Here is a 22,459-nt window from a genome sequence, read left to right as displayed (position 1 = left end):
CGCGCCACCCCGGTATTACTCGACGCTCGGCTCGGACGATTGTGCAGCCGGGCGCCTGCGAGAGGCGGCAGGGCGCCTGGCCGGCTCGCTGGCTACCTCGGTTTCGCGCCGGTGCGCCAGGGCCAGGTACTCCTCGGTCGATTCCTGCAGGCTCGCCATGTACACATCCATGTCCGGCAGCATCTGCCGGTCGGCCAGTACGCCGAGGATGACGTTGCCGTACAGGCTGGTGATGCCATGGCTCAGACCCATGCCGTCGAACACCGGCACTATGGGGTAGGTGGCGAGGATCTCGGCACCGGCGAAGTACTTCTTCTCCGCGCCGTTGGTTGGGCCGGGCACGTTGGTGATCAGGGTGTTCTGCAGGTGGAAGCGGCTCACGTAGCGGACCTGGTTCTGCAGCCAGCCGCCGAGCATGCGCATCGGCGCGGGCAGTGCTTCGCCCACGGAGGTGATCAGCTCGTGCATCACCTCCTTGGCCAGCGGTGCGCCGCGCTGGGTGCGCTCGGTGATGGCCTGCAGGCGCAGTTGCGGATCGGCCATGTCGGTCCCCATGCCGATCAGCATCATGGAGATCAGGTTGCCCATGTCGCGCCGGGCGCTTTCCGGACGCATCGCTACCGGGCACAGGGCGACCAGCGATTGCTCCACCGGCAGCGCCTCGCGCCGCAACAGGTAGCGCCGCAGGCCCCCGGCGATGATGGCGATGATCACGTCATTGAGGGTGGCGCCCTCGGCGCAGCGGCGGATCTGCTTGAGGTCGGCGATCGGCCATTGGGTGGCACCGTAGCTGCGGTGCGGGGAAATCTGCGCGTTGAACAGCGTGGTGGGCACGCGACTCTGGTCCGGACTGGCATCGCCGCGCAATTGGGCCGCCAGTTGCAGGCTCTTGCGCGCGATGCTCAGGCTGGCCCTGGCGCTGCGCAGGGACTGGCCGAGCAGGCGCGGCATGGTCTTGGCCCACATCTGGGTGCGGGTGGGCATGCGGTCGCTGAGGGGGAGGCGGTAGGTGTTCTCGTCGAAGTCGATCTGGTCGTCCATCAGCAGGGTGGTGATCTCCACCCCCGACTTGCCGTCGACATAGGCGTGGTGCAGGCGCAGCAGCAGGGCGAAGCTGCCCGGTGGCACGCCCTCGACGTTGTTCAGGCCTTCGATGATGGTGATTTCCCAGGGCGCGCGCTCCATGTCCAGGGTCCTCGACATCGCCCGGGCGGTGAAGATGCACAGTTGCCGCCAGTCGCCCGGTTGCGGCAGGCCGACATGGCGGATGTGGTACTCCAGGTCGAAGTTCTTGTCTTCCAGCCAGTAGGGGTCGTCGAGCCGCAGTGGCGCGTGTTGCAGGCGCCGGCGGAACAGCGAGGTGCTGCTCAGGCGGCTGTTGATGTAGCGAATGATGTCCTTGTGCCGGACCAGACCATTGGGTGCGGAGTTCTGGTCGCAGATCCACAGGCCGCCGATGACCATCGGCTGATGGGGGGCATCGGAGTAGAAGAACTGTGCATCCATGGGGGTAAGTTGCTTCATGCCTTGTGTCCTGTGTCGAAGGGGCGCGCGTCAGGGCGTGACGATGTTGAACTGGGGGGTGGGGCTGTCGATCATCCCCAGGAATACGCCCAGGGCCTTGCCGTCGCCGTCCAGCTTGATGTCGCCCTGCCTGATGGCGGTGGGGAAGTCCAGCTTGCGCAGGCTGATCTGATCCAGCGTGGCCTTGGCCAGGGTGATGGTCACCGTGGGGCTGGCGTTCTTCTCGTTATCGCGATGGGTGAGCACGCCGTTGCGCAGCGTCACGGCATAGTCCCTGGCCAGATCGGTGAATACCCAGTTCATCACCATGTCGTGGCCCTGGGCCTTTTCCGAATCCAGGCGGATCGCCAGGAAGTCGAAGAACTGGCCGGGCTCCATGCTCTTGACCACGTCGGCCTTGGTGGCGCCGGCGTCATAGACCGGAACGCCATGGCGCAGCTCCATGGCGCCGGTCAGATAGATGTTGCGCCACAGCGCGTTCTCGGACTGGTAGCCCAACTGCTCCAGGGCATCGGCCTGCAGCTGCTTCGCTTCTTCGTTCTGCGGCTGGGCGAAGACCAGGTGGTTGCCCAGGGTTGCGGCCCAGCGGTAGTCGCCCTTGTCGATGGCGGCGCGGATCAGCTTGATGACGGCATCGGCGCCGCCCATCGCTTCGACGTAGCGAGTGCCTGCATCCACCGGTGTCAGCGGGTCGAGGTTCGCCGGGTTGCCGTCATAGAAACCCAGGTAGCGTTGGTAGACGGCACGGGAGTTGTGGCTGAGCGAGCCGTAGTAACCGCGGGTGTACCACTTCTTCTCCAGGTCGCCGGGCAGCTTGTCCATCTTCTGCGCGATTTCGGTGGAGGTCAGGCCCTGGTTCATCAGGTGGACGGTGCGATCGTTGAGGAAGGCGTACATGTCGCGCTGGTCAGCCAGCAGCGTACGGATGCGTTCGCCGCCCCAGGTCGGCCAGTTGTGCGACACGAACATCACGTCGGTCTTGTCGCCATAGCGCTCCAGGCTCGCATCCAGGTAGTGCGACCAGGCCTTGGCGTCGCGCACCAGCGCGCCACGCGGGGTGAGGATGTTGTGCATCATCTGCGTGCTGTTCTCGGACATGCACAGCGCGCGGTGTTGCGGGAAGTAGAAGTTCATTTCCGCCGGCGCTTCGGTGCCGGGGGTGAGCTGGAACTCGATCTCGATGCCGCCGACGGTGTGGGTTTCGTACTCTTTCCGGATCAGGTCGGTCGGTGCGATCAGGGTGAAGGTGCCGCCCGAGGGCAGCGCCTTGCCCATGCCGACGTCGACCTGGCCTTGTTCGCCTCGGGGCAGGAAGGTGCCGAACTGGTACTGCGAGCGACGGCTCATGGCGTTGCCGGCGAAAATATTCTCGCTGATGGCGTGCTCCATGAAACCCGAAGGCGCGAAGATCTTCACCTTGCCACTCTTCACGTCGGCTTCGTCGACGATGCCGCGCACGCCCCCGAAGTGGTCGCCATGGCTATGGCTGAAGCCGACACCGATGATGGGCTTCCTGGGGCGGTGCTGGTAGTAGAGGTCCAGCGCATTGCGTGCGGTTTCCGCGTAGGTCAGCGGATCGATGACGAAAAGCCCATCCTTGCCCTCGACGATGGTCATGTTGGACACGTCCATCCCGCGCAACTGGTAGATGCCTTCGGCGACCTCGAACAGGCCGGCATGGTTGTTCAACTGGGCGGTGCGCCAGAGGCTCGGATTGACCGTCTCCGGGGCCTGGTCCTTGTCGAGGAAGTCGTGGGCCTGAGAATCCCAGATCACCTTGCCTGCCGCGTTCTTCACCTGGCCCTTGTAGGGCGCGATGAGCCCGCGGGTGACCGACTCGTAGTCGGTGCGGTCGCTGAACGGCAGCACCTTCAGCACCGCGGCGTTCTTCTGCGCGGTGATCGGGCTCGCCGGTTGGCTACCGCCAGATTCCTCGGCGTGCAGCGAGGGGCTGATGCCGACAGCGAGGATGCTGGCCAGCAGGGTACAGGGCAGGTAGCGGGTGATCCGGGCTTTCATGGCTGACTCCGTGTTCTTGTTCTTGTAGTGGACTGGGCGCGGCTTGCGTGACGCGGCGGTTACTGCAGGTTCCCGGCCACGGCAACGGTTTGCGCGGTGATGTAGTTCGACTCCGGCGAGCAGAACAGGTACACGGCGTCGGCCGCCTCCTGGACCGTGCCCGGGCGGCCCAGCGGATTGCGCTGGGCGAACGACTTGGCGACCTCCGGGCTGATCCCCACGCGAATGTCGCGCCCGTCGATGCTCACCGTTGCGCCGGCATGGGCATCGGCACGGGTCATGCGGGTCTCGATGAAGCCGAAGGCCACGGCGTTGACGTTGACCTTGAAGCGTCCCCACTCGCGGGCCAGCGCGCGGGTCATGCCGGCGACGCCGGCCTTGGCGCCGCTGTAGTTGAGTTGCCCGGCATTGCCGTTGAGGGCAGACACCGAGGAGATGTTCACCACCTTGCGGAACACCTCGCGGCCGGCCTCGGCGTCGGCCTGGGCCTGCGCCTTGATGATCGGGTAGGCCGCACGGAAGATGCGGAAGGGCGCGGTCATGTGGCAGTCGAGGATGGAGTACCACTGCTCGTCGCTCATCTTCTGCACCACGTCGTCCCAGGTGTAGCCGGCGTTGTTGACGATGATGTCGATGGCCTTGAAGTGCTCCATCGCGGTGCGGATGTAACGCTCGGCGAAGTCCGGTGCGCTGACGTTGCCATGGCAGATCGCCGCCTGGCCGCCGAGGTCGCGGATCATCGCGGCGGTTTCCTGCGCCGGTTCCAGGTCCAGGTCGTTGATCACGATGCGCGCGCCTTCGCTGGCCAGCTTCAGCGCGATGGCCTGGCCGATGCCGCGTCCGGAGCCACTGACCAGGGCCACCTTGCCGTCGAGTTTTGCCATGTTGTTGTTCCTCACTGCAGGGCGACGATGGCGTCGCCGACGATCTTGGTTTCGCCGTACTGGTTGGCGGTCTGGATTTCCAGCTTCACGCGACGCTCGCCTTCGGCCTCGAACTTCTCCACCACCTTGCCGGTGCAGGTGATCTGGTGGCCGAGGTGGGTGATACCGGCGAAGCGCACGCCGAAGCCGCGCAGCTGGCGCTGGTCGACCCACTGGGTCAGCAGCCGGCCCAGATAGGCCATGGACAGCATGCCGTGGGCGAACACGTCGACCATGCCGGCCTTGCGCGCGTAGTCGATGTCGATGTGGATCGGGTTGTGATCGCCCGAAGCCCCGGCGAACAGCGCCAGGGTGGTGCGGTTGATCGGTGCCAGGCTCAGCGGCGGCAGGCTGTCGCCGACCTGGACGGAATCGAAGCGGACTAGGGTCATGGGTGGTCTCCGGTTCAGCCGTTGCGGTGGACGAGGGTGGTGCGCAGGGTCGCCACGTGCTCGCCGCGCTGGTTGGTGACCTTCGACTCGCGCACCACGAAGCTCAGTGCGCCGCCTTTCTTGTCGTAGATGTCGGTGATGCGCACGTCGTAGTGCAGGGTGTCGCCGGCGTAGGCCATGCGCAGGTAGGTGAAGGATTCTTCGCCATGCAGGATGCGCGAGGAAATGATGCCCAGCTCGTCGCGCCAGGCCTGGTTCGGCATCTGGAAGGCCAGGGAGAACAGGAAGGTCGGCGGCAGCGGCAGGGCGGGGTGCCCGGCGTCGCGCGCCGCCTGCTCGTCGAGGTAGATCGGATTGGTTTCGCCGATGCTCCTGGCGAAGAAGCGCAGCTGGCCGGCTTCGGCGGTGGCGCTGAAGGACGGCAGGACCTTGCCGATGTGTTTCTTGTCGATCATCTGGTAGGCGCTCCGAAGTCAGTTCTTCTGGTACACGGTGACCACGCCGGCACCGCCGAGGCCGAGGTTGTGCTGCACCGCGATGCGGGCGTTCTCCACCTGGCGGTCACCGGCGCTGCCGCGCAACTGGTGGGTCAGCTCGTAGCATTGCGCAAGGCCGGTGGCGCCCAGCGGATGGCCCTTGGAGAGCAGGCCGCCGGACGGGTTGACCACCCACTTGCCGCCATAGGTGTTGTCACCGTCTTCCACCAGCTGCTCGCCTTCGCCCTCGGCGCACAGGCCGAGGCCTTCATAGGTGAGCAGTTCGTTCTGGGCGAAGCAGTCGTGCAGTTCGATGACGTCGATATCGTTCACGCCGATGCCGGCCTGCTCGTAGGCCTGCTGGGCCGCAAGCCGAGTGACCTCGAAGCCGACCACCCGGATCATGTCGCGGGTGTCGAAGGAGGCGGGAATGTCGGTGGCCATGGACTGGCCGGCGATCAGTACGTCGGTGCGCAGGCCGTGCTTCTTCGCGAACGCTTCGGAGACCACGATGGCCGCGGCGGCGCCGCAGGTGGGCGGGCAGGCCATCAGGCGGGTCAGCACGCCGGGCCAGAGCACCACGTCGTTCATCACCTGCTCGGTGGTGACCACGTTGCGGAACACCGCCAGCGGGTTGCGTGCGGCGTGGCGGCTGGCCTTGGCGCGAATAGACGCGAAGGTCTCCAGCCTGGTGCCGTACTTCTGCATGTGCGCACGGCCGGCGCCGGCGAACTGGCGGATGGCATTGCTCGGCACGTCGACGCCGGCTACCAGTTCACTGACAATCGAGTTGGCGCGTTCCAGCGCAGCCGGCCGGTCGGTCCAGGCGGATTTCAGGGCGCCGGGGTTCATCTGTTCGAAGCCCACTGCCAGGGCGCAGTCCACCGCGCCGCTCTGTACCGCCTGGCGGGCGAGGAACAGGGCGGAGGAGCCGGTGGCGCAGTTGTTGTTGACGTTGAGCACCGGAATGCCGGTCATGCCCGCGTGGTACACGGCTTTCTGCCCGCAGCAGGAGTCGCCGTAGACGTAGCCGGCGTAGGCCTGTTGCACCAGGCGGTAGTCGATGCCGGCATCGCTGAGTGCCTGCTGGATCGCCTGGGCGGCCATGACATCGTAGAAGTCGCTGGTGCCCGGTTTCTTGAACTGGATCATGCCGACGCCGGCGACGAATGCTTTCTGGCTCATGGTTGTTGTCCTTGTGTGATCAGAGCTTGCGCGAGATGAGTTCGCGCATGACTTCGCTGGTGCCGCCGTAGATACGGTTGACGCGCATGTCGACGAAGGCGCGGGCCACCGGGTACTCGAGCATGTAGCCGTAGCCGCCATGCAGCTGGACCATCTCGTCCAGCGCCTTGCCCAGGGTCTCGGTGGCGAACAGCTTGGCGATCGCCGCTTCCTCCAGGGTCAGGCGGCGACGCATGTGCTCGCCCAGGTAGTGGTCGATCATCAGGCGCACGGCGGTGGCCTGGGCCTTGATGTCGGCCAGCTTGAAGCGGGTGTTCTGGAAGTCCCAGACGGTCTGGCCGAACGCCTGGCGGCTCTTCACGTAGTCCAGGGTGTGTTCGAGCACGGTCTCCAGGCGTGCGGCGGCGGAGACGGCGATGGAGAAGCGCTCCTGCGGCAACTCGCCCATCAGGTAGGCGAAGCCCTTGCCTTCCTCGCCGAGGCGGTTGCCGACGGGGACGCGGACGTTGTCGAAGTACAGCTCGGCGGTGTCCTGGGCGTGCTGGCCGACCTTGTCCAGCTTGCGTCCGCGCTGGAAGCCCGCTCGGTTGGTTTCCACCGCGATCAGGCTGATGCCCCTGGAGCCGGCGTCCGGGTCGGTCTTGCAGACCACGATGACCAGGTCGGCCGTCAGGCCGTTGCTGATGAAGGTCTTGCTGCCGTTGATGACGTACTCGTCGCCATCGCGCACGGCACTGGTGCGCACCGCCTTGAGGTCGCTGCCGGTGCCCGGTTCGGTCATGGCGATGGCCAGGATCAGTTCGCCGGAGCAGGCGCCGGGCAGCCAGCGTTGCTTCTGTTCCTCGTTGCCGCAGCGGGCGATGTACGGGGCGATGATGTCCGAGTGCATGCCCAGGCCGTTGCCGGACAGCCCGGCCCGGTTGAACTCCTCGTTGTACACCGCGCTATGGCCGAAGTCGCCGCCGCCACCGCCGTACTCGACCGGTAGCGTGATGCACAGCAGCCCTTCGCGGCCCGCCTTCAGCCAGATATCGCGGTCCCATTGTCCGGCCTGGTTCCAGGTTTCCTGGCGTGGCACGCATTCGCGCTCGAAGAAGCGGCGCACCGTGGTGCGGAAGATCTCATGGTCGTCGCGGAAAACACTGCGCTCGATATGCACGGAAGGCTCCTGATGCTGACCGGCAGTGCCGGTCGCGGTTGTCGTGTTGCGCGAGAAGCGCAGGGTCTCGCTGGCTACGTTAGGGGCAGGTATCGCGCGGTTACTCCACCCTGGCCGGGTGGCTCAGTCGCGGTCCCAGTCGAAGCGCGAAGGTTCGCCACGCAGGAAGGTCGATACGGCTTCGTCGTGATAGGGCGCGGTGGAGGCGACGCCCTGCGCCAGGCCTTCCAGCTCGGCCATGGCGTCCCAGTGGGTCTCGTAGCTCTGATTGAGCAGGCGCTTGCTCATGGCGATGGCGTCGCGCGGCGAGTCCAGGAAACGACGGGCCAGCCGTTGGGCGGCGGCGGGCAGCTCATCCTGGGGGTGAATCGAATGGACGATCCCCAGCTCGCGTGCTTCCTCGACCGACACGCGTCGTGCGCTGAACAGCAGCTCCTTGGCCTTCTGCAGGCCGACGGCGCGGGGCAGCGTGTAGAGCGCGCCGGAGTCCGGCACCAGGCCGAGCTTGGCGAAGGGCATGCAGAACGACGCGCGGTCGGAGGCGACGATGAAATCCGCCAGCAGGGCAATGGCGAATCCGGCACCGTAGGCGGGGCCGTCGACGGCGGCGATCACCGGGAGTTCCAGGCCGCGCAGGCGTTCCAGCCAGCCATGCAGGCGCCGGATACGCAGGCGCATGGCATTGGCCGAATTGATTTCGGGGTCGGTGCTGAGCTGGCGCTCCTTCAGTGACTTGATGTCGCCGCCGGCACAGAAACTGCCACCCGAGCCGGTGAGGATCAGTGCACGCAGGCTGCGGTCCGATTCCACGCGATCGAGCATCTGCGCATAGTCTGCCCGCAGCTCTAGCGAGAGCGCATTGCGCGCGGTGGGTTTCTGGTGGGTGAAGGTGGCGATGCCGTCGGCAATGGCCAGCTGGGACTCGCGAAACTCGATCACTTCGGTGCTCATGGCGGATCCTTGGGAAAGGTTCCAGCCATGCTCGGCTGCGCCGCAGCCGGCGCCGCCACCCGTTGCGGGTGGCGGCGCGGTGGGGTCAGCGGGTGGCGTCGTCGGCGGTCTCGGCGTCCCGCAGGCGGGCCACGGCTTCGTCGCGGCTGCCGACGCCAAGCTTGCTGTAGATGTGCCGCAGGTGCCATTTCACCGTTTCATGGGACAGGCCCAGTGCGCGGGCAATCTTCTTGTTCGGCAGGGCCTGGGCCAGCAGGCGCAGTACCTCGAGTTCACGCTCGCTGAGCGGCTCCATGCCTGCACCCAACTGCAGGCCGCTGGTTCGGGGTGCGGGATCGGCACAGGCCTGTGTGGCTGGCGCGCGGCGGGTGTTCTGCAAGCGTTCGACGTAGAACGCCAGCAAGGGGTCCAGCGGCTGGTCGCGGGTCAGTGTCTCGATCAGGTCCAGCGCATCGGGGTGGGCGTCGATCACGCTGCGCAGCTGTCCGAAGCGCTGGGCGGTGCGCAGCAGCGACAGCACCTTTTCCCGCGCCGCGTCCAGATGGCCGCGCTGGGCGTCGAAGACTGCACTGAGCATCTTCAGGCGGGTCACCGCCAGCTGGCGGCCGTACTGTTCACCGGCCTCGATCATCCTGTTCAGGCGCAAGGTCGCGCTATGCAGGTCGCCGTGGGCGGCGTCCCAGCGCAGGTGCGCGTTCTCGACCAGGATGAAGATGTCCTTGCGGCGGCTGGTGACCGCATCGGGGTGCCGCGCGGCGATGACGTCCAGGCGTGACAGCTTGGTCTCGGCAGCGACCACTTCACCCAGCAGCAGGTGCCAGTGCACTTGCCAGACCAGCGCGTGGGCCATGAGCCGGTCGAGCTTGTTGCGGCGGCCGTATTCCTCCAGGTGTTCGAGGTAGGCGAAGGCTTCGCGGCGGTTGCCCGCGACCCAGTGCGCCTTGCCCAGTACCTCCAGGGCGCGCAGGACCGAGTCGGGAATCGAGATGCGCTCCAGTACATCGATCTGCGGCTCCAGCAGCGCCAGTGCGGCTTCGATTTCATTGCTTTCGTACAGCGTGTCGCCCAGCAGGGCGGTGGCCAGGTGCAGCGCGTCCGCGCAGGAGCGGCCGTGGCGCTGTGCTTCGTAGATGACCTCGCGGTAGATGCGCTCTGCCTGGTTGATCTGGCCTTCCATCGCCAGGCTCAGGCCGATCAGGCAGCGTCCCTGCAGCGTCCCGCCGGCGGTGCCGAGCAACGGCGCACCATTGACCAGCAGGGGCGGGCGATCCAGCTGAACCTGCCGCGCCCGCTCGTATTCGCCGCGGTTCATGTACAGCCAGGAGAGGATGTTCAGGCTGCCGCCGAGCATCACCGAGTTGACCCCCGGCGGCGGGTTGAGCAGTTGTGGCAGGATCGCCAGTGCCTCATCGGTATCGTCGCGCTGCACTGCCAGCACGGCGCGCAGCATCGCGAGGCGGAAGCGTGAATCTTCATCATCGGCCGGCAGGTCTCGTTCCAGGCTGGAGATGCTGTTTTCGCAGGCGTTGAAGTCGCGGGCGAAAACCTGCATGCGTGCCAGCAGCAGGCGCAGGCGGATGCTGGTCTGGATCTGCTCCCTGGGCAGCAGGCGCGCCAGCTCGATGAGGATGCGCAGGTCGCCCTGGGCATACAGCGCTTCGAGCTGATCCTCGACCAGTTGCCCGGCCATGGCGGCCTGGCCGCCGGCCACGGCATGGCGGACGGCCTCGACCAGTTGTCCGCGATCACGCTGCCATTGCCAGGCGCGGCTGTGTACCGCGCTTTGCTGCTGGGCGGGCAGGCGGGCGAAGAGGCCAAGCAGCGTTTCCCGCAGCAGAGGGTGCAGGCGATACCAGTTTTCCTGATCGGGCGTCTCCAGGGCAATCAGGAACAGGTTGTCCTGCTCCAGGCGCGCCAGCAGTTCCACGGCGTCGGCGATGGCCTCCGGGCGATCGACGAGTGCTGCGCACAGGCTGGGGCAGAAGCGATTGCACACGGCGGTGTGCAGGAGTAATTCGACATCGTCGGGTTGCAGGCGAGCCAGCACGGCCGATTCGAAATAGCTGGCGAAGGCCTGGTGGTCGCGCAGGGGGGAGGGGGTGCCGTTGCTGCCCTGGGATGGCTTGCGCCGGCTGGCGGCGAGCAGTTGCAGGCCGGCAATCCAGCCGTCGGTCAATTCATGGATCTCACGAATCTCATCGGTAGCCAGTTCGCCCAGTTGCTGCTGCAGGAACTGCCGGGTTTCCTCCAGGGTGAAGCTCAGGTCGCGGAGATCCAGCTCCAGGACCTGTCCCTGGCTGCGCAGGCGGGCAAGCGACAGCGGCACCGCGCTGCGGGTGCCGAGCACCAGGTGCAGGTTGCTCGGCGCGTAGTCGAGCAGCCATTGCAGGGCCTGGTGGATGCCGACGTCGGTCAGGCTGTGCAGGTCGTCGAGCACCAGCACGACTTCGCGCTGGCTGCTGGCGACGCCCTGCACCAGGGTGATGATGGTGCGCTCCACCGATTCGCTGTCGAATCCGTGAGCCTCCATCAGGGATGCGTGCTGCACCATCTGCAGGTCGATCTGCGCCAGGCTGCCGAGCAGGTAGTCGATGAAGCGGCCCAGGTCGTTGTCCTCCGGGCCGAGGCTCAGCCACGCGACTTCGAACCCCAGCGAGAGCAGCTGCTGGCGGCAGGCGAGCAGCAGGGTGGTCTTGCCCCAGCCGGCGGGGCCCTTGATCACCGTGCAGCGGCGCCGGCGGTTCTCCACCAGCTGCTGCAGCAGGCGGTCACGACTGATGGTGCGGCTGCCACTGCGGGGAGGGACCAGCTTCGAGCGATCCAGGGCCGTGGTCAGTGCCGGTTCGGCGGGGCGGTCGTGCGGAGCTGAGACGTTTGTTGTTGTGCTGCTTGGCTTGTCCATGGCGCTTCCGAGGCAGTTTCATGCGCCCGTGATTGTTTTCGGCATAGGCGGGCGTCGTTCAGAGCATGCCCCAGTTGCCACGTCCTTCACCAGAGCCCTTCGGGAGCCCGATGACCGGGCGGAAGGTTGCCACCCAACGCGGGTGGCGGCCGCCACGAGCCTGGAATGTTCCAGTGATGACAAGTCGCAAAGGCACGGTATTGCCGATGCGCGGGCCATTTGCGCTGCAGATCAATGGGACGACGTCGATGGGTGTGTTGAGCGGTATTCGAGTTCTGGAGTTCGAGGCCATTGGCCCGGCACCCTTCGCCACCATGCTGCTGGCCGACATGGGCGCGGACGTCATTCGCATCGACCGGCCACAGGCGCACGACGACCTGGGGCCGAGGATGAACGGGCCAAAGGTGGATATCACCGGTCGTGGCCGCCGCTCGGTCACGCTCGACCTGAAGCGTCCGGAGGCGACGACTGTTGCTCTGGAACTGATGGAGCATGCCGACGTGCTGATCGAGGGCTTTCGCCCCGGCACCCTGGAGCGCCTGGGGCTTGGCCCCGAGCAGGCATTCGCGCGCAATCCGAAGCTGGTCTACGGCCGTATGACCGGCTGGGGGCAGCACGGCCCGCTGGCCCAGCGCGCAGGCCACGACATCAATTACATCGCGCTGTCCGGCGTGCTCTCCGGTATCGGTCCGGTGGCCGGCCGGCCCGTGCCGCCATTGAACCTGCTGGGCGACTACGGCGGTGGCGGCATGCTGCTGGCCACGGGCGTGCTGGCGGCGCTGGTCAACGTGCTGCGCGGCGGTGCGGGCCAGGTGGTGGATGCCGCCATGGCCGAAGGCGCTGCCCAGCTTGGCTCGGTGATCTGGGGGCTGCTGGCCTCCGGCAACTGGCGCGAGGAACGCGGCAGCAACCTGCTCGACGGCGGCGCGCCCTGGTACGACACCTACCGCACCCTGGATGGCGGCTACATGGCCATCGGCCCGGTGGAGGCGCGCTTCTACGCCGAGCTGCTGGCCAGGCTCGGCCTCGATGCGACGCAGCTGCCGCCCCAGCATGATCGACAAGGCTGGCCGCGCCTGCGCGAGGCCTTCATGCAGGCGTTCCTCCAGCGGACCCGTGAGCAATGGTGCGAGGTCTTCGCCGACAGTGATGCTTGCGTCGCGCCCGTACTCGGCTTCGCCGAAGCCGCGGGCCATCCGCACGCCAAGGCGCGCGGCAGCTTCATGGAAATCAATGGCGTGGTGCAGCCGGCGCCGGCGCCTCGCTTCCTCGGCACTCCCAGTCCCATTCCCCAGCCGGCGCCGGCCCGCGGTGCGGGCGGGCTCCACGCATTACGCGACTGGGGTTTGACCGACGAGCTGATCGGCCGGCTACGCCAGAGCGGCCTGGGCGTGGATGCCTGACAGCCTTTGAATCCCCACGACTCGATTCGACAAGAAGAGACAGCCATGTCCAACGCCTACATCCTTTCTCCCGTGCGCACGCCGATCGGCAAGTTCGGCGGCGCGCTGGCCGCCATCCCAGCGGCGAACCTCGCTGCGCTGGTCTTGCAGGAGGTCCTGCGTCGCACCGGCGTCGATGCCACGCAGGTCGACGAAGCCATAGTCGCGCAGTCCTACCAGTCCAGCGAGGCGCCCTGCATGGGGCGCTATGCGGCGTCCCTGGCGGGGCTGCCGGACGAGGTCGGCGGCTACACCGTGGACCGTCGCTGCGGCTCCGGCCTGCAGGCGCTGATCGACGCTGCCATGCAGGTCCAGACCGGGGCTGCCGACTGCCTGCTGGTGGCCGGCGTCGAGAGCATGAGCAATATCGAGTACTACAGCACCAGCATGCGCTGGGGCGCGCGCCTGGGTGACGTGAAGCTGCACGATCGCCTGGACCGCGGGCGGGTCAATTCGCAACCGATCAGCCGTTACGGCGAGTGTGCCGGCGGTGCGGTCGAAACCGCCGAGAACCTGGTGCGCGACTACGGCATCAGCCGCGAAGCCTGTGACCGCTGGGCGGTGGGCAGCCACCAGAAAGCCGCGACGGCCTGGGGCCAGGGCCGCTTCGACGCCGAAGTGATGCCGGTGGAAGTGCCGCAGCGCCGGGGCGAGCCGCTGGTGGTCGGGCGCGATGAGGGGATTCGTGAAGACGCCAGCTACGAGGCGATGGCCAGGCTGGCGCCGATCATCAAGGGCGGCACTGTCACTGCCGGCAGCGCCAGCCAGCAGAACGATGCGGCGGCGGGATGCCTGGTGGTGTCCGAGCGCTTCGTCATCCAGAACGACCTGCGCCCGATGGCGCGCTTCGCGGGATGGGCCTCGGCCGGCTGCCACCCGCTGCGCATGGGCATCGGCCCGGTGCCGGCGGTGGCCAAGCTGCTGAAACGACTGGGCCTGGAAATGCCGGACATGGGCCTGATCGAGGTCAACGAGGCCTTCGCCGGGCAGGTGCTCGCGGTGTTGCGCGAGTGGCAGCTCGAGGATGACCCGCGGATCAACGTCAACGGCTCGGGCATTTCCCTGGGGCATCCGATCGGGGCCACCGGGCTGCGCATCATGACTTCGCTACTCCATGAGATGCAGCGCCGCAAGGTCCGTTACGGCCTGGAAACCATGTGCATCGGCGGCGGGCAGGGGCTTGCCGCGGTGTTCGAACGCGTCTGAAGCCAAGGAGCTCCCATGAGTGCACACCACGAGGCGGCCCCCAGCGTCGCCGAACAACCCTGGCGCGAGCGCGATGGCCGTGTGGTTCTGCTCGCCAGCCGGCGTGCCGGCCATGCTGGCCTGCACTTTCCGCCGCTGCCGGAAACCTCGCCGCTGCGCGAGGGCAGCGAACTGGTCGAACTGGATTCCACGGCGCACCTGTACAGCTTCACTGTCGTGCATTTCAGCCCGAAGGCGAACAAGCCGCCGCAGCCGCTGGGCCTGGCCGACTTCCCCGAGGGCCTGCGGGTGTTCGCCCGCCTGGACTATCCCGCCGGTCGCCGGCCACGCATCGGTGATGCACTGAGCCTGTGCCTGGTGGAGTCCGACAGCGGCCCGATCTACGCCTTCCGTCCGCAGGAGGACGCATGAACAAGCCCGTCTACATCTCCGGCGTGGCCATGACGCCGTTTGGCCGTCCTGCCGCCTCGATGCAGGACCTCACCCAGCAGGCGGTACTGCAGGCCCTGGCCGACGCCGGCGTCGAGCTGCACGAGCCGCAGGCGTTCTATGCGTGCAACGTATTCGGCGGCATGGTCCTGGGCCAGGTGCTGCTGCGCGATCTCGGGCTCTCCGGCCTGCCGATCTACAACGTCGAGAACGCTTGCGCCAGCGGTGCCACCGGCGTGCACCTGGCCTGCCACGCGCTGCAGGCGGGCATCTACGACACCGTGGTGGTATTCGGCGTGGAGCAGCTCACCGCCCTGGGTGGGGGCACCATTCCGCTGCAGCGCAACGACTACATGACCGAGCTCTATGCCCGCGCCGGCATGGCGCTGCCGGCGATCTATGCCATGCGTGCCACACGCTACCTGCACGAATTCGGCGTCAGCGCCGAGGTGTTGGGCGAGGTCGCGGTGAAGAACCGTCGCCATGGTGCGCTGAACCCCTACGCCCAGAGCCGCACCGAGGTATCCCTCGATGAAGTGATGAACTCGCGGATGGTCTTCGACCCGCTGACGCTGCTGCAGTGCTGCCCGTCGGCAGTGGACGGCGCGGCGGCGCTGGTGCTGACCACCCGCAAACCGCAGCAGGCACGCCCGGTACGGGTGATGGCCTCCGTCATCCAGTCCGGCCGCGCCGAGGAACCGGATGACGACATCCTCAGCGCCGAGATCACTGCCCGCGCCGCCACGCTGGCCTATCGGCAGGCCGGCGTGAAGCCGGCGGATATCGACGTCATCGAGCTGCACGATGCCTTCAGCATCGCCGAGCTCATCTACTACAACGCCCTTGGCCTGTGTGGCCGTGGCGAGGCCCACGAGCTACTGAAAAGCGGTTTCACCCGCCTGGGTGGCAAGACCGTGGTGAACCCCTCCGGCGGCCTGCTCGCCAAGGGCCATCCGCTGGGCGCCACCGGCGTTGCGCAGATGGTCGAGGCGGTCTGGCAGCTGCAGCAGCGCGCCGGCGAACGCCAGGCCGAAGGCGCCGAACTGGCGCTGACCCAATGCACCGGCGGCGGCATCGCCGGTGTCGATCACGCGGCGTCCGCCGTACACATTCTGGGTGTTTGAGGAAATTCCATGAGCAAGCAAGTTGCAATCGTCACCGGCGGTGCCCAGGGTATCGGCCTGGGTCTGACCCGAGCGCTGTTGAATGCCGGTTATGCGGTCGCGATGTTCGACCTCAATGGCGAGGCCATGGACAGGCTGGTCGCCGAAGCGGGTGACCAGGCACAAAGCCTGATGGGCGTGAAGGTCGACGTGACCAGCGCCGAGCAGGTCAGCGCTGCGGTGGCCCAGGTCGCCACGCGCTGGAAGACCCCGGACCTGCTGGTGAACAACGCCGGCCTCACCCGCGACAAGCGCCTGGTGAACATGAGCGAGGCGGACTGGGACCTGGTGCTGGACGTCAACCTCAAGTCCCAGTTCCTCTGCGCCAAGGCCGTGGTGCCGGGCATGATCGAGCAGGGCTTCGGGCGCATCGTCAACATCTCCTCGCGCGCCTGGCTCGGTGGTTTCGGCCAGGCCAACTACTCGGCGGCGAAGGGTGGCGTGATCAGCCTCACGCGCACCCTGGCGATCGAGCTGGCCAAGCATGGCATCACTGCCAACGCCATCGCTCCGGGCGCCATCGACACGCCGATCCTCGCGCCGCTCTCCGACGAGCAACGGGCGAAGATCATGGCGACCATTCCCGTGGGCCGCATCGGCAAGCCCGAGGATATCGCCCATGCGGTCCTGATGTTCGCCGACCCGAAGGCGTCCTACATCACCGGCCAGACGCTGTACGTCTGTGGTGGCCGTTCCCTGTCCAGTCCGAGTGCCTGAGCCGTGGCGATCCAGTTCCAGATCATCGGCCATGTGGCGCTCATCACCCTGGATGCGCCCGAATCCATGAACGCCCTGACCATCGGTGACCTGCGCCACCTGCGCAAGGCGCTGAACACGGCGCAGGACGACGACCAGGTGCGGGCCATCGTCCTCACCGGCGCGGGCGACAAGGCTTTCTGCACCGGCGCGAACCTCAAGGCGACGCTGCCGCCGTCCAGCGGATTCGCCAGCGGCCACTTCAAGAGCCGCGCGGCTGAAGCCGAGGAGGGCGGCTACACGCGGCTGATCGACCTCGGCGACCTGGAGATCTGGAAGCCGATGATCGCCGCGATCCATGGCTACTGCCTGGGCGGTGGCCTGGAGCTGGCGCTGCAGTGCGACCTGCGCATCGCCAGCGACGAAGCATCCTTTGCCCTGCCCGAAGCGAAGGTGGCCAGCGTGCCGGCGGTCGGTGGCGTGCAGTACCTGATGCGTGCCGTGCCCGCAGCCCATGCGATGAAGCTGGCGCTGACCGGCGAGCGCATCGACGCCGCCCAGGCCCTGCGCATCGGCCTGGTCAGCGACTGCGTGCCGCGCGATGGCCTGCTGCCGCTGGCCATGCAACTGGCCGAGCGGATCGCCGCCAATGGCCCGCTGGCGGTCCAGGCGATCAAGCGCCTGGCGGTGGAAACCAGTCACCTGGCACCGCGCGACTTCGTCGCCCAGGCCAACCTTTACTGGGGCCTGCTGCGTGACAGCCGCGACCGAATCGAGGGCCGCAAGGCCTTCGCCGAAAAACGTCCGCCGAAATTCACCGGCGCCTGAGTCCCGAGAGCCCTTCGATGAACTTCGCTCCCAACGAATCCCAGGAAATGATGATCGACGCGGCGCGGCGCATGGTGCGCGACCGCATCGCTCCGGTGCTGGCCCGCCATCCCGTCGACAAGCCGCTGCCGCGCAGCGCCATGCTGGACATCTACGCCGCGATGGCCGAGCTGGGCATCACCGCGCCGCGCCTGCCGGTGGAGGTGGGCGGCGGTGGGCTGAAGATGCTCGATTACGGGCTGATCCTCGAACAGTTGCCGGCCATCGTCGCGCTGTCGCTGATATCCCATGAGGGCACCGTGGCGCGCATCTACTCCGGGTGCCCGGCGGAGATCGCCGCGCACTACCTGCCCGACCTGATCGCCGGGCGCAAGATCGCCTGCACCGCCAACTCGGAGGTGAACGCCGGCTCCGACTCCAATGCGGTGAAGACCCGTATCCGGATCGAGGGCGACAGCGCATACATCACCGGCCGCAAGATCTGGATCACCAACGCCTCGGTCTGCGACCTGTTCAACGTCTCCTGCACCCTGGGCAACGACGAGCGTGGCCGGCCCGTCGCCCAGCGCGCCCTGGTGGACCGCAGCCAGTCAAGGGTAGACGTGCGCGAGATCGGCGTGACCGGCCTGCAGCAGGGCCACCTCAGCGAAGTGGTCTTCGAGGAAACCCATATTCCGCGCAGCCACCTGATCGGCGACGCCGGGGACGCGGCCAGGACCTTGACCGTCGGCTGGAACGGCAACCGTCCGCTGATCGGCCTGATGTGCGTGCACCTGGCGCAGAAGGCTTTCGAGATGTGCATCGAATACACCCGCGTGCGCGAGCAGTTCGGCAAGCCGCTGGCCGCGCACCAACTGGTGCAGCAGGACCTGGCGGACATGGAAACGCTGATCGTCACCTCGCGCCTGCTCTGCTACCAGGCGCTGGACGCCATGGACCGCGGCCAGCGCGCCAACGGCACTTCGGCCATGGCCAAGCGCTACGCCACCCAGGCCTGCGAGCGCGCACTCGGACTGGCGATGCAACTGCACGGCGGCATGGGCATCACCGAGGAGCTGGGTATCGAACGCATGTGGCGCGACGCCCGCATGTTCCAGGTGCCAGACGGCATGAACGGCATCCTGGCGCTGATCCAGGGCCGTGAGATCACCGGCATCAGCGCTTTCCGCTGAGCCTGCAGAAGAATCCGAGGGAGCAATCGATGAGTTCGCAGATGATGGAAGGCAGGGTCGTCGTCGTCACCGGTGCAGGCCGGGGCATCGGCCGCGAGATGGCATTGCAGATGGCAGCCCAGGGAGCCCGTGTGGTGGTCAACGACGTCGGTGTGAGCGTCAGCGGCGAGACCGACGACGAGGATCCGGGCCGCGAAGTGGTGGACGCGATCCGCGCCGCGGGGGGCGAGGCAGTACTGAGTCGCGACAGCGTGTCGGAGTGGGACAGCGCCCAGCGTATCGTCCAGCTGGCGATGGACAGTTTCGGCCGCATCGATGCGGTGGTGAACAACGCCGGTATCCTGCGCGACCGTATCTTCCACCAGATGAGCCCGGAGGAGTTCGATGCGGTGATCAAGGTTCACCTCTACGGCAGCTTCTACATGAGCCGCGCGGCGATCACCCGGTTCCGCGAGCAGAAGTCCGGCGCCTTCGTGCACATGACCTCGACCTCGGGCCTGGTCGGCAACATCGGCCAGGCCAACTACGCCGCGGCCAAGCTGGGCATCGTCGGGCTCTCCAAGTCGATTGCCCTGGATGGTGCGCGCTACGGCGTGCGTTCCAACTGCATCGCGCCCTTCGCCTGGAGCCGCATGGTCGGTTCGATTCCCGCTGCCGATCCGGCCCAGGCCGCACGGGTGGAAAAGATCAAGTCGATGACACCGGCGCCGATCGCCGCGATGGGGGTGTTCCTCGCCAGCGATGCGGCCGCCGACGTCAACGGGCAGATCTTCACCGTGCGCCGCAACGAGGTGTTCCTGATGAACCAGCCGCGGCCGATCCGTTCGTTGCACCGCGCCGAGGGCTGGACACCGGAAGCCTTGGCAGAGCACCTGTTGCCGGCCTTCAGGCCGTCGTTCCCGCCATTGGAAGTGTCGGCCGACGTGTTCGGCTGGGACCCGGTCTGAGGAGAGCATGCCCATGGACTTCAACGTATCCGAGGATTGGATCGCGGTTGGCGATGCGCTGATCCGCTTCATCCAGCAGGAAGTGGAACCGCTGGAAAAGCAGCACGCCGACCTGTTGCACAACGAGCGCAAGCTCTACGCGGAGAATGGTCGCTATTCCCCTCAGGTGATGGAGCTGCGCGCCCAGGTGCGTCGGCTCTCCGCGCAGGCCGGTTTCTACACCGCCCTGGGCGATGCGACGCTGGGCGGCGCCGGGTTGGGCGCGCAGGCGGCGGTCTACCTGCAGGAGCGGCTGAACGCCTACGTCGGCCCATCGCGGCACCTGATCCAGACGGTGATCCTGCCGTCGCCCTTCACCAACGGCCTGACCCCGGTGCTCAAGCACATGCAGCCGGCGGTGCTGGAGGAATACCTGCCGGCCATCGCCAGTGGCGAAGACACCCTGTGCTTCGGCCTCAGCGAGCCGGATGCCGGCTCCGACGTCCTGGCCATGCGCACCCGGGCGGTGCGCGACGGTGACCACTGGGTGCTCAACGGTACCAAGCAATGGATCACCAACGCGCCCTATGCCGCCTACGCGATGATCTTCGCCGTCACCGACGAGGAAAAGGTCAAGGCGGGGAAGGGCGGCATCACCGGTTTCTTCCTGCCCACCGAAACCCCCGGTTTCTCGGTACCCAGCGTGATCCCGACCATGGGCCACCTGGGGGCAGACATCGGCATCATCGCGCTGGACAATGTGCGAGTGCCCGACAGCCACCGCATCGGCCCGGTCGATCGCGGGCTTCAGGCAGCGCTGGAGGGCGTCAATGCCGGGCGCCTGAGCATGGCCGCGTCCTGCCTGGGCCTGGCGTGCTGGGCGCTGGACCAGGCACTGGACTACTCGAAGGTGCGCAAGACCTTCGGCAAGCCGATCGCCGAGCACCAGATGGTGCAGGCCATGCTCGCCGACTGCGCGATGGATATCTACGCGGTGAAGAGCATGGTGCGCCACTGTGCCTGGCTGATCGACGAGGGCCAGCCGGCGACCAAGGAGGTTTCCATCGTCAAGGCGTCCTCCACCGAGGCGTTGTGCCGCGTCATGGACCGCTGCATGCAGATCCACGGCGGCATGGGGCTGACCAACGAGTTGCGCCTGGAGGAAGGTTTCCGCTTCGCTCGCACCATGCGTATTCCCGACGGCACCTCGGAAATCCAGCGACGCACCATCGCCCGACGCTTGCTCGATGGCGACACCCGCTTCTGACCGATAATTCCAACAAGCGGGCCACAACCCGCGATAGGAGGCTTTCTTCATGGCCTACAGCCATCCCTGCCCAACGGCGCCCGGGGTGATCGAGCGCCCGACCGGACCGCTGGGCGTCGACCCGCGCCACGCCGCGAATCTTCCGACGCGCCAGGTGCACATCCCCGAGACGAGTATCTTCTCGCACCTGGAAACCGCTGCCCGGCGCTATCCAGGCAAGACCGCGGTGCAGTTCTTCGGCGCTGCCTATCGCTACGCCGAACTGCTGCGTGACGTCGAGCGGATGGCCGGCTACCTGCAGAACGTCTGCGGGGTGGAGCGCGGCGATCGGGTCGTGGTGTTCAGCCAGAACTGCCCGCAGTTCATCGCCGCGTACTTCGCCATCCTGCGCGCCGATGCCGTGCTGGTGCCGGCCAATGCCATGCTCCGCCTCGACGAAATGGAGCATATCGTCAGCGACAGCGGCGCCGTGGCGGCCTTCGTCGCCGAGGAGCTGGTGGATCAGGTCGCGCCGCTGATCGGTCGTACCTCGCTGCGCCATGTGATCGTGCATGCCTACGGCGATGCGCTGGGCGAAGATGACGCGGGCCTGGCTGTCCCGGACTGGGTGCGTCGGCCGTCGTCGTCCGAGTCCCTGTTCGCCGGTGGCGAGCGCTGGACGGCCGCCCTGGCCCAGGAGCACGCGCCGGCGCCACACCGGGCCGGGCCGGACGATCTGTGCATGCTGCCCTACACCTCGGGCACCACCGGCAAACCCAAGGCGTGCGTGCACACGCACCGTACCGTCAGCACCTCGTTCGTCGGAGGGAGTCTCTGGCGGCCCACCAATGCTTCCTCGGTGTTCCTCGCGGTGGCCCCGCTGTTCCACCTGCTGGGCCTGCAGACCAACGTCAACGCGGCGATCTTCAATGGCGCCACCATCGTGCTGATGCCGCGCTGGGACCGCGAGACCGCTGCCACGCTGATCGAGCGCCATGGAGTGACCTTCTGGGCGGCGCTGCCCACCATGCTGGTGGACTTCTTTGCCCTGCCGGGCATCGAGCAGCGCGACCTGTCCAGCCTGGCAATCATCACCGGCGGCGGGGCGGCGACACCGCAGCACATCAATGACCTGCTGAAGAATCGCTACGGCCTGGACTACATCGAAGGCTACGGCCTCACCGAGACCGCCTCGTTCCTCTGCACCAATCCGCTGTTCAGGCCCAAGCGCGGTTGCCTGGGCATTCCGACCTATGGCGTGGACCTGCGCCTGCTCGATCCGGAGTCACTGCAGCCGGTGCGCCAGGGCGAAGTCGGCGAGGTCGTCGCGCATGCCGCGCAGATCATGCTCGGCTACTGGAACAACCCCAGGGCCAACGCCGATACCTTCATCGTCATCGACGGCAAGCGCTTCCTGCGCACGGGCGACCTGGCCAGCAGGGACGAGGATGGTTACCTGTTCATGCGCGACCGCCTCAAGCGGATGATCAATGCGTCGGGCTTCAAGGTCTGGCCAGCGGAGATCGAAGCGATGCTGCATACGCATCCGGCGATTTCCGAGGCCTGCGTGATCGCCGCTCCCGACCCGCATCGCGGTGAAACGGTGAAGGCCGTCGTCACCCTCAAGCCCGGCTCCCTCCTGGGCAGTGACGAGCTGCTCGCCTGGTGCCGCGAGCACATGGCGGTCTACAAGGCGCCGCGAGTGGTGCAGATCGTCGACAGCCTGCCGAAGAACGCTACCGGCAAGATCGCCTGGCGCGAGCTGCAGGAGCAGGAGATGGCCCGCTGCGCCGGTTGAGCGCGCGGGTCCGATAACAACA

General features: G+C 67.0%; 19 protein-coding genes. 10 read left to right on the top strand and 9 right to left on the bottom strand.

Annotated features, from left to right (window positions below; all coding sequences use genetic code 11):
• Positions 1–15 precede the first annotated feature (15 nt).
• The 9 genes from UB43_RS01110 to UB43_RS01070 form a co-directional block, all read right to left on the bottom strand.
• Positions 16–1,524, bottom strand: a complete 1,509-nt coding sequence (locus tag UB43_RS01110; protein WP_045207568.1) for a wax ester/triacylglycerol synthase family O-acyltransferase — start codon at positions 1,522–1,524, stop codon at positions 16–18.
• 30 nt (positions 1,525–1,554) lie between these two features.
• Entirely contained in the window at positions 1,555–3,543 is a 1,989-nt protein-coding gene (locus UB43_RS01105; RefSeq protein WP_156160314.1) for an alkyl/aryl-sulfatase, read from the bottom strand.
• A 59-nt stretch (positions 3,544–3,602) separates the two neighbouring features.
• Positions 3,603–4,427 carry an SDR family NAD(P)-dependent oxidoreductase gene (locus UB43_RS01100; protein ID WP_045207566.1) on the bottom strand — a complete coding sequence of 275 codons (825 nt, stop codon included), beginning with the start codon at positions 4,425–4,427 and terminating at the stop codon, positions 3,603–3,605.
• Positions 4,428–4,438: 11 nt separating this feature from the next.
• On the bottom strand, positions 4,439–4,858 hold the full coding sequence (locus UB43_RS01095; RefSeq protein ID WP_045207564.1) for a MaoC family dehydratase: 420 nt from the start codon (positions 4,856–4,858) through the stop codon (positions 4,439–4,441).
• Between the two features lie 14 nt (positions 4,859–4,872).
• The gene (locus tag UB43_RS01090; RefSeq protein WP_045207562.1) at positions 4,873–5,313 is read right to left on the bottom strand and encodes a MaoC family dehydratase N-terminal domain-containing protein; all 441 of its coding nucleotides are present in this window, start codon (positions 5,311–5,313) and stop codon (positions 4,873–4,875) included.
• An 18-nt stretch (positions 5,314–5,331) separates the two neighbouring features.
• Positions 5,332–6,519, bottom strand: a complete 1,188-nt coding sequence (locus UB43_RS01085; protein ID WP_045207560.1) for a lipid-transfer protein — start codon at positions 6,517–6,519, stop codon at positions 5,332–5,334.
• A gap of 19 nt (positions 6,520–6,538) precedes the next feature.
• Positions 6,539–7,678, bottom strand: coding sequence for an acyl-CoA dehydrogenase family protein (locus UB43_RS01080; protein ID WP_045207558.1), 1,140 nt, complete (start codon positions 7,676–7,678; stop codon positions 6,539–6,541).
• Between the two features lie 123 nt (positions 7,679–7,801).
• Complete coding sequence (locus UB43_RS01075) at positions 7,802–8,629, bottom strand: enoyl-CoA hydratase/isomerase family protein (RefSeq protein WP_045207556.1); 828 nt, start codon at positions 8,627–8,629, stop codon at positions 7,802–7,804.
• An 85-nt stretch (positions 8,630–8,714) separates the two neighbouring features.
• Positions 8,715–11,531 carry a LuxR C-terminal-related transcriptional regulator gene (locus UB43_RS01070; RefSeq protein WP_045207555.1) on the bottom strand — a complete coding sequence of 939 codons (2,817 nt, stop codon included), beginning with the start codon at positions 11,529–11,531 and terminating at the stop codon, positions 8,715–8,717.
• Between the two features lie 248 nt (positions 11,532–11,779).
• Here UB43_RS01070 and UB43_RS01065 point away from each other — a divergent pair, with 248 nt between their 5' ends.
• Genes UB43_RS01065 through UB43_RS01020 form a run of 10 tightly spaced genes read left to right on the top strand, consistent with a single transcriptional unit; the run spans position 11,780 to position 22,437 of the window.
• Positions 11,780–12,934: a CaiB/BaiF CoA-transferase family protein gene (locus UB43_RS01065; RefSeq protein WP_045207553.1), complete on the top strand. Its 1,155-nt coding sequence runs from the start codon at positions 11,780–11,782 to the stop codon at positions 12,932–12,934.
• Positions 12,935–12,979: 45 nt separating this feature from the next.
• Positions 12,980–14,179, top strand: a complete 1,200-nt coding sequence (locus UB43_RS01060) for an acetyl-CoA C-acetyltransferase (protein ID WP_045207550.1) — start codon at positions 12,980–12,982, stop codon at positions 14,177–14,179.
• 15 nt (positions 14,180–14,194) lie between these two features.
• Positions 14,195–14,590 (top strand): Zn-ribbon domain-containing OB-fold protein, encoded by a 396-nt coding sequence (locus UB43_RS01055; protein ID WP_052969476.1) that lies wholly within the window; start codon positions 14,195–14,197, stop codon positions 14,588–14,590.
• The gene (locus tag UB43_RS01050; protein ID WP_045207548.1) at positions 14,587–15,732 is read left to right on the top strand and encodes a thiolase family protein; all 1,146 of its coding nucleotides are present in this window, start codon (positions 14,587–14,589) and stop codon (positions 15,730–15,732) included. Before UB43_RS01055 ends, UB43_RS01050 begins: the two co-directional genes overlap by 4 nt.
• A gap of 9 nt (positions 15,733–15,741) precedes the next feature.
• On the top strand, positions 15,742–16,488 hold the full coding sequence (fabG, locus tag UB43_RS01045) for a 3-oxoacyl-ACP reductase FabG (protein ID WP_045207545.1): 747 nt from the start codon (positions 15,742–15,744) through the stop codon (positions 16,486–16,488).
• Positions 16,489–16,491: 3 nt separating this feature from the next.
• The gene (locus UB43_RS01040; RefSeq protein ID WP_045207544.1) at positions 16,492–17,295 is read left to right on the top strand and encodes an enoyl-CoA hydratase/isomerase family protein; all 804 of its coding nucleotides are present in this window, start codon (positions 16,492–16,494) and stop codon (positions 17,293–17,295) included.
• A 17-nt stretch (positions 17,296–17,312) separates the two neighbouring features.
• Entirely contained in the window at positions 17,313–18,467 is a 1,155-nt protein-coding gene (locus UB43_RS01035) for an acyl-CoA dehydrogenase family protein (protein WP_045207543.1), read from the top strand.
• 29 nt (positions 18,468–18,496) lie between these two features.
• Positions 18,497–19,414: an SDR family NAD(P)-dependent oxidoreductase gene (locus tag UB43_RS01030; protein WP_045207541.1), complete on the top strand. Its 918-nt coding sequence runs from the start codon at positions 18,497–18,499 to the stop codon at positions 19,412–19,414.
• A 13-nt stretch (positions 19,415–19,427) separates the two neighbouring features.
• Positions 19,428–20,660 (top strand): acyl-CoA dehydrogenase family protein, encoded by a 1,233-nt coding sequence (locus UB43_RS01025; RefSeq protein WP_045207539.1) that lies wholly within the window; start codon positions 19,428–19,430, stop codon positions 20,658–20,660.
• Between the two features lie 49 nt (positions 20,661–20,709).
• Positions 20,710–22,437 carry a long-chain fatty acid--CoA ligase gene (locus UB43_RS01020; protein WP_082085738.1) on the top strand — a complete coding sequence of 576 codons (1,728 nt, stop codon included), beginning with the start codon at positions 20,710–20,712 and terminating at the stop codon, positions 22,435–22,437.
• Positions 22,438–22,459 lie beyond the last annotated feature (22 nt).

Origin of the sequence: Pseudomonas sp. 21 (assembly GCF_000955805.1) — a bacterium.
In the GTDB taxonomy this organism is placed as follows: Bacteria; Pseudomonadota; Gammaproteobacteria; order Pseudomonadales; family Pseudomonadaceae; genus Pseudomonas.
The sequence above is the reverse complement of the archived record's forward strand: the minus strand, read 5'-3'. Positions and strand labels throughout refer to the sequence as shown.